The 843-nt window shown below is 78.1% G+C and carries 1 protein-coding gene; it reads left to right on the top strand.

Features of this window, described 5'->3' with window-relative positions; genetic code table 11:
* On the top strand, positions 1 to 806 hold an 806-nt coding region (locus tag GTR00_RS21900; RefSeq protein ID WP_205706409.1), incomplete at its 5' end, for a right-handed parallel beta-helix repeat-containing protein.
* Positions 807 to 843: the final 37 nt, after the last annotated feature.

Here is an 843-nt window from a genome sequence, read left to right as displayed (position 1 = left end):
CCCCCACCGCCTCCGCCGCCCCCCCGCGCGCCGTCGTCGTGCCGTGCGGGGCGGTGCTCACCACCAGCGTGCGCCTGGCGGCCGACGTCACCTGCCCCGGCGGCAGCGGCACCGTCGGCGTCACCCTGGCCGCCGACGGGATCGAGCTGAACCTCAACGGCCACGCCCTCACCGGTCCCGGCGTGCGCTTCGGCACCACCGGCGTGCGGGTCGCCGCCCGCGACGTCGTCGTGCGCGGCGGCACCGTGCGCGGCTGGAGCAGCGGGGTCTCCGCCGGCCGGGAGGTCGACGCCCCCGACGAGCCGGTGCCCGGGCGCGGGACCGTGCGCGCGGCGCGCGTGGAGGGCAACACCGTCGGGGTGGACGCCCTCGTCGGCGGCGACCTCACCGTGCGCGGCTCCCGGCTGGCCGGCAACGGCCGCGGCGGGTTCGCGTACGTGGGGGGCCGGCTGCGGGTGGAGACCTCCACCGTCGAGGGCAACGACGTCGGCCTGGCCGCGTTCTCCAACGCCGACGGCGGGTTCGTCGTGCGCGACAGCCTCGTGCGCGGCAACCGCGGGGCGGGCATCGCCTGCGACCCCGACGGCGACTTCGACGTCAACGGCACCACCGTGCAGCGCAACGGCACCGGCCTGGCGGTCTCCCTGTGCAGCGGCCGGGTGGAGGGCTCGCGGTTCCTCTGGAACGGCCGGCACCTGGACACCTACCTCGTCGAGGGCGACGTCGTGACGCTGGCCTGCACCACCTTCACCCGCGACGGCGGCCCGGTGCCCCTGCCCGTGCAGCCGTGCGCCCCGGCGCCCTGACGACCCCGCCCCCGAGAACCGCCCGAGAACCCGGACC

Origin of the sequence: Kineococcus indalonis, from assembly GCF_009906395.1 — a bacterium.
Classification (GTDB): domain Bacteria; phylum Actinomycetota; class Actinomycetes; order Actinomycetales; family Kineococcaceae; genus Kineococcus; species Kineococcus indalonis.
The sequence above is the reverse complement of the archived record's forward strand: the minus strand, read 5'-3'. Positions and strand labels throughout refer to the sequence as shown.